Here is a 6,286-nt window from a genome sequence, read left to right as displayed (position 1 = left end):
GTGCCCCTTCAGAACGCGAAGACGTAGGCGTCGAGGCCTGCGGTTGAGGCGAGGGTTTCGAGGGTGAGGGTGTTGCCGGAGCCGAAGTCGAAGACGACCATGCCGCCGACGACCGAGGCGTAGCTGGCGACGATCTCGGCGCCGGTCAGCACGCTGCCGCCGATGAGCGCCTTGTCGATCGCGATGCGGTCGTTCTGGACGGCGGTGAAATCCTCCACCCGGTCGGCGCCGGCGTCGAAGACGAAGGTGTCGGCACCGGCGCCGCCCCAGAGCTTGTCGTCGCCCTGTCCGCCGATAAGGCGGTCGTCGCCGCCGCGGCCGTAGAGGTTGTCGTTGCCGGTCCAGCCGTCGATCGTATTGGCGCCGTTGTTGCCGCGCAGGCTGTCGTCCTTGGCCGAACCGTAGAGATCCTCGATGGAGATCAGCGTGTCGCCGGCGGCGATGCCGGTGTTGACACTCGCGTCTGCCAGGTCGACACGGATGCCAACGTAGCTTTCGCGGTAGTTGGCGGTATCGGTACCCGTGCCGCCATCCAGGATGTCCTGGTGCGCGCCGCCGAGCAGTACGTCGTTGCCGCCCTGGCCATAGATCCGGTCGTTGCCCCAGCGACCGAACAGCCAATCGTCGCCGGCGCCGCCCTCGATCACGTTTGTGCCATAGCCGCCGCGCAAGTTGTCGGCAAGAGTGGACCCGACAATGTTCTCCACGCTGGCAAAGCTGTCGCCGAGGGCCTCGCCGAGGTTCAGCGACGGGTGGAGGAAATCCACCCGCACACCGCCGCCCGCGTCCTGGTAGGACACCGTGTCGGTCCCGCTGCCGCCGTCCAGCACGTCCGCCCCGGACCCGCCGTTCAGCGTGTCGTTGCCACCCCCGCCCAGCAGGCTGTCGTTGCCGCCTTCGCCCCGCAGGTCGTTGTTCGCCGCGTTCCCCGTCACGCTGTCGTCGCCGCTGCCGGCGAACACCCCCTCGACACTCTCGAAGATGACATCGAGCGCCGCGCCGGTGTTGAGGTCGGGGCTGTCGAGCGCGATGCTCAGGGCGGTCGTGGCCCAGGAGAAGTCGGCGCAGTCGAGCCCGGTGCCGCCGATGAGGGTGTCCGCCCCCCCGGCGCCGTCGAGGATGTCGTTTCCGTCGTATCCGATGAGCCTGTCCTTCGCCGCCGTGCCGGTCAGACGATCGTTGGAGGCCGTGCCCTCCAGTTCGGCGCCGTCGACGAATCCGGTAAGGATCCGGTCGAGATTGGCGACGCCGATGCGGGCGAAGTCGGCGGCGGTGAGCTGGGTGCCCTGCACGGAGTGGATATGCAGCACCTCGCCGCGATAGCGGATCATGGCGCCGAAGGTCGTCGCTGTTACGTCGAGCTGGTCGGCGCTGCGCAGCAGCGTCCATCCGGAGAGGTCGAGCCGGTCCATCGCGGGGTCGAAATCCGCGATCGTGTCGCTGGCGCCGTCGTAGTCGAGGACGAAGACATCCGCCCCCGAACCGCCGATCAGCACGTCGGAGCCGGCCCCGTCGAGAAGGATGTCGGCGCCGGTCGTGCCGGATATCCTCTCGCCGGCGTCGGTGCCGGCGACGATGTCGCCGGTGATCCCGAGCGCAAGCTCAAGGTGGGTGAAGCCGACCTCGCTGCCGCTGGCGGCGAAGATCTGGATCCGGCCGCCAGCCATCGCGGCCGCGACCTCGCTCACCGCGGCGAGGGTCAGCGAGGCGGTGTCGGCGATGGCGCCGAGGTGATAGAGACGCCCCCCGGGCAGGAGCGCGAACGCGCTGAGCCCACCGTCGGCGCCGCCGGCGATCACGTAGCGGCGTGTACCGTCCTCGACGATGGCGAGCGCGGTGACCGACTGAAACCTGGTGGCGAGGTTGTCGACGACATGATCGGTTGGCGTGAGCCGCCCGTCCGTCTCGAGCCTCAGCACGCTCAGCGAAGAGCTGCCGGCGCCCGCCTGCAGGACGTAGGTTTCACCGTCAAGCGTGGTCCAGCCCGTCGCGGAGGGCGCGTCAAGCCCGAGCCCGCCCGGTGCGCCGTCGCGGTCGACCTCGGCCAGCGAACCGTCCGCCAGGATCCGGCTCGACCGAATGGAATCGTCGGCTGCCAGGGCGGTGATGACATAGGCCGTGCCGCCCGCCGAGGCGACCACGAGCGCGGCGAGACCCGTCCCGCCGGGCTGAGCGGTGGTGCGAGTGGCGAGGGCGAACGGGCCGGAGCCGGTGCGGGCAAAGGTGTCTACCGCGCCGCTGTCGGCGTGGGCGACGAGGAGGAAGCTCGCGCCGCCGACGTCGACCGCGGCAACCGACGCGATTCGTGTGCCCGCGTCGCCGAGCACGATGTCGCTGCCACCGGTCGGGTCGAACAACGTCAGGCCCGGAATGGCGGAGGCAAGCGGCGCCAGCGGCGCGAAATAGGACCTCCCGCCAACCGCGACCTCGATCAGCCCGTCGGCGACGTTCTGCCCCGCGGGCAGTGGCAGCGAGCCCTGCGCGACGAGAGTGCCGGCCGACCCGATCTCGAACCTGAGAAGCGCCCCGCCGTTGGCAGAGACCGCGGAAAGGTAGGTGCGGCCGTTCTCCACCGAGCTTTCCAGCCCGGTGATTGCCAGGGGAAGGGTGTCGCCGTTCCCGAACATGACTGCCGCCGCCGACCAGCACAGCATTGCGCCCCCGCGCCTTGATCCGATCCGGTGACGATCCTCAGTGCGGGGTGGTTAAGGCAGCCTTTCGCCGGTCCGGTCGGGGGATGGCGCGATCGTGCGAATTGTCCGTAGTCTGCCCCGTGCCGCGCCTCTTTTGACTGGATTTGAATGGCAATATGTCTGAGATTTATCGTTGAGCGGTGGCAACTGCTGTGCGCCGGATCGGGGAGAAGCGAGGGCAGGGGTGGTGGTGACCTACCGCAAGATCAAGGCGGATATCCTCGGCAGGATCACCCGGGGCGAATGGAAGCCGGGCAGTCTCCTTCCGGGCGAGCTGGAACTGGCCGAAACCTATGGCTCGGCCCGGGCCACGGTGAACCGCGCCATGCGCGAACTGGCCGAGGACGGCATCATCGAGCGCAAGCGGAAGTCGGGCACCAGGGTGCGGTCGTCGCCCCTGCGGCAGGCGCGGTTCGACATCCCGGTGGTCAGGAGCGAGGTCGAGGAGCAGGGACGCAGCTACCGCTATGCGCTCGTCCGGTCGGAGGTGATCGAGGCGCCCGAGTGGTTGCGCGCGCGGCTGGCGCTGGCGCCCGGCGATGCGGTGCGCCACCTGACCTGCCTGCACTTCGCCGATGGCACCCCCTGGCAGCACGAGGAGCGCTGGATCAACCTGGGCCTCTTGCCGCAGGCGCGCACGGCGGACTTCACGGCGAGCGGTCCGAGCGAGTGGCTGGTATCGCAGATCCCCTTCTCTGCGGTCGAGATCAGCATTTCGGCCACCTCGGCAGATGCAGCGCTCGCCGCCCATCTGGATTGTGCGGTCGGCGATCCGCTCCTGCTGACCGAGCGGCTGACGCGGTGGAGCGGCCAGACGGTGACCTATGTCCGCCTCGTCCATCGCCCCGGGCATAGGATGACCACCCGGTACTGATGTTCAGACGCTTTCCCGCAGGCCAAGCACCGCGGTGCGATAGGCGGCGGTGATCGCGTCGCGGCGGACATGCCGCCCGCCCTGCACCATGTGGCGGCCCGCCGCCCAGACATCGGCTACCATGCCGCTGTCGCCGGCGAATGCGAAGCTGTCGAGGATCGTGTCGCCCCGCAGCCCCTCAAGGTCGATGTGGTTCGTGTCGAGTGCGAGGAGATCGGCCCAGGCCCCGCGTTCGATCCGTCCGGAGCCGCGTCCCGACGCCGTGGCGCCGCCAGTCGCGGCATCCTCCAGGAGCCGCCGCCCGGTGGATCGCCCGGCCGTCGCCAGCGCCGCGCGGCTGTGGTCGCGCAGCCGCTGGCTGGTGTCGAGCTGGCGCAGTTCCTCGGCCAGAGAGATGCGGATATTGCTGTCGGACCCCAGCGCGATCGCACCGTTCTCATCGCACCAGGTCACGCCGTCGAAGATGCCGTCGCCGAGGCTTGCCTCGGTCAGCGGGCAGAGCCCTGCCACCGCGCCGGTGCGGGCCAGCGCCCTGGTCTCTGCCGGAAGCATCTGGGTGAGGTGGATCAGGCACCAGCGGGAGGAGAGCGCGACGTTCTCCAGCATCCATTCCACCGGCCGGCGGCCAAGCGCGGCAAGGACCTCCGCCACTTCGGCTCCCGTCTCGGCCAGGTGCATATGCACCGGCGCGCCGGGCCTCAGCGCCGCGAGCGCGACGAGCGTTTCGGGGGCCACGGCGCGCAGGGAATGCGGCGCAATGCCGAGCACGGCATCGGCGGGCAGGCCGCGCAACGCCCGCTCGGCCCCCTCCACCAGCCGCGCGAAACGCTCGGGATCGGTGCCGAAGCGCCGCTGGCCAGGACCGAGCGGGCGGCGGTCGAGCCCGCCGAACTGGTAGTGCACCGGAAGCAGCGTCAGCCCGATCCCGGTTGTCGCGGCGGCCGCGGCGATGCGGGCCGACATCTCGGCCGGATCGGCATAGGAGCCGCCGTCGGGACGATGGTGGAGATAGTGGAACTCCACATTGGTGGCGAATCCCGCCTCCAGCATCTCCATCTGCACCTGCGCGGCGATGGCTTCCACCTGCTCCGGCGTGATCCGTTCGAGGAAGGCGAACATCCGCTGCCGCCAGGTCCAGAAGGTATCGGAGGATTCGGCCCCGCGCTGCTCCGTGAGCCCGGCCATCGCGCGCTGGAACGCGTGCGAATGACAGTTGGCCGGGGCGGCAAGGAGGACGCCGACGCGCTGGCAATCCGCGGCCGGGGCCATGTCGGGTTGCACCGCGCCGACGCGCCCTCCGGGCGCGATCTCGACCAGGACGCGATCGCGCCAGCCCTCGGGAAGAAGCGCTTGGCGCGCCCAGATTCGCTGCATCGGTTAACCCGTATTGACAGGATGATATGTGCAGACATAATACACGACAACGCAGACGATACAAGGCGCTTCCGATGATTCTTATCAATGCGGTTCTGGCGACCATGACGGGGGATGAGGCGCTGATCCCCGACGGTGCCGTGATCATCGCGGGCGACCGCATCCGCTGGGTCGGCCCGCGGGCCGACCTGCCCGCGGCGGAGGGGGAGCGGATCGACCTCGGCGGCCGCTTGGTTACGCCGGGGCTGGTCGACTGCCACACGCATCTGGTCCACGCCGGCGACCGCGCGCGCGAATTCGAGATGCGGTTAGAGGGTGCGAGCTACGAAGAGGTGGCGCGCGCCGGCGGCGGGATCGTCTCGACCGTCCGCGCCACGCGCGCGGCGAGCCAGTCCGAGCTGGAGGAAGGCGCTCTGTCGCGGCTCGACCGGATGCTTGCCGAGGGGGTGACGACCGTCGAGGTGAAGTCGGGCTATGGGCTCACCGTCGCGGACGAGCTGAAGATGCTGCGGGCCGCCCGCGCGCTGGCGCACCGCCGCCCGGTGGGGGTGGTCACGAGCCTGCTCGCCGCCCACGCTGTGCCGCCCGAATATGCGGGCCGCGCCGATGCCTATGTGGATGACGTGTGCCTGCCGGCGCTCGCGGCCGCCCGGGCCGAAGGGCTCGCCGATGCGGTGGACGGCTTCTGCGAGGGTATCGCCTTTTCGCCGGAGCAGATCGGCCGGGTCTTCGATGCCGCCCGGGCGCTCGGCCTGCCGGTCAAGCTTCACGCGGAACAGCTCTCGAACCTTGGCGGCGCGGGCCTTGCGGCCCGCTACGGGGCGCTCTCGGCCGACCATCTCGAATATCTGGACGAGGAGGGCGCCGCGGCCATGGCGCGGGCCGGCACCGTGGCGGTCATCCTGCCCGGCGCCTTCTACACCTTGCGCGAGACGCAAGTGCCGCCCATCGACCTTCTCCGCCGCCACGGGGTGCCGATGGCCGTGGCCACCGACTGCAACCCCGGGACGGCGCCGATGACCTCGCTGACGCTGGCGATGAACATGGCCTGCACCTTCTTCCGCCTGACGCCGGAGGAGTCGCTCGCAGGCGTCACCCGGCATGCCGCCGCCGCGCTCGGGCTGGACGACCGCGGCCGCATCGCTCCGGGTCTGCGCGCCGACCTTGCCGTCTGGGACGCGCGGCATCCGGCCGAGCTGTCCTACCGGATCGGCGCCACCCCCCTTCACGCCCGCATCTTCGGAGGCCGCCTTGACGCCTGAAACCCTCGTCCCGGGGGCGACGACCCTCGCCCAGCTTGAACGGCTCTGGCGCCTCGGCGCCCCCGCCCGGCTCGCGCCCGAAG

4 protein-coding genes are annotated in these 6,286 nt (G+C 70.2%); 2 read left to right on the top strand and 2 right to left on the bottom strand.

Annotation, left to right across the window (positions count from 1 at the left end; all coding sequences use genetic code 11):
• Positions 1–8 precede the first annotated feature (8 nt).
• Positions 9–2,654, bottom strand: coding sequence for a calcium-binding protein (locus tag F9K34_RS16245; protein ID WP_291338166.1), 2,646 nt, complete (start codon positions 2,652–2,654; stop codon positions 9–11).
• 229 nt (positions 2,655–2,883) lie between these two features.
• Between F9K34_RS16245 and F9K34_RS16240 the strand changes: the two genes are divergently transcribed.
• The gene (locus F9K34_RS16240) at positions 2,884–3,567 is read left to right on the top strand and encodes a UTRA domain-containing protein (RefSeq protein WP_366557920.1); all 684 of its coding nucleotides are present in this window, start codon (positions 2,884–2,886) and stop codon (positions 3,565–3,567) included.
• Positions 3,568–3,570: 3 nt separating this feature from the next.
• Here F9K34_RS16240 and F9K34_RS16235 read toward each other — a convergent pair whose 3' ends face one another.
• Positions 3,571–4,941 carry a formimidoylglutamate deiminase gene (locus tag F9K34_RS16235; RefSeq protein ID WP_291338164.1) on the bottom strand — a complete coding sequence of 457 codons (1,371 nt, stop codon included), beginning with the start codon at positions 4,939–4,941 and terminating at the stop codon, positions 3,571–3,573.
• A gap of 104 nt (positions 4,942–5,045) precedes the next feature.
• Here F9K34_RS16235 and hutI point away from each other — a divergent pair, with 104 nt between their 5' ends.
• A complete protein-coding gene (gene hutI, locus F9K34_RS16230; protein ID WP_291338163.1) occupies positions 5,046–6,203 on the top strand; it encodes an imidazolonepropionase in 1,158 nt (385 codons plus the stop codon).
• Positions 6,204–6,286: the final 83 nt, after the last annotated feature.

Origin of the sequence: Albidovulum sp., assembly GCF_008933605.1 — a bacterium.
In the GTDB taxonomy this organism is placed as follows: domain Bacteria; phylum Pseudomonadota; class Alphaproteobacteria; order Rhodobacterales; family Rhodobacteraceae; genus Albidovulum.
This window is presented reverse-complemented; position numbering and strand designations above follow the sequence as displayed.

Coding starts and splice junctions, on each gene's coding strand:
- F9K34_RS16235 (WP_291338164.1), bottom strand. CDS start 4,941: ATGCAGCGAATCTGGGCGCGCCAAGCGCTTCTTCCCGAGGGCTGGCGC.
- hutI (WP_291338163.1), top strand. CDS start 5,046: ATGACGGGGGATGAGGCGCTGATCCCCGACGGTGCCGTGATCATCGCG.
- F9K34_RS16245 (WP_291338166.1), bottom strand. CDS start 2,654: ATGCTGTGCTGGTCGGCGGCGGCAGTCATGTTCGGGAACGGCGACACC.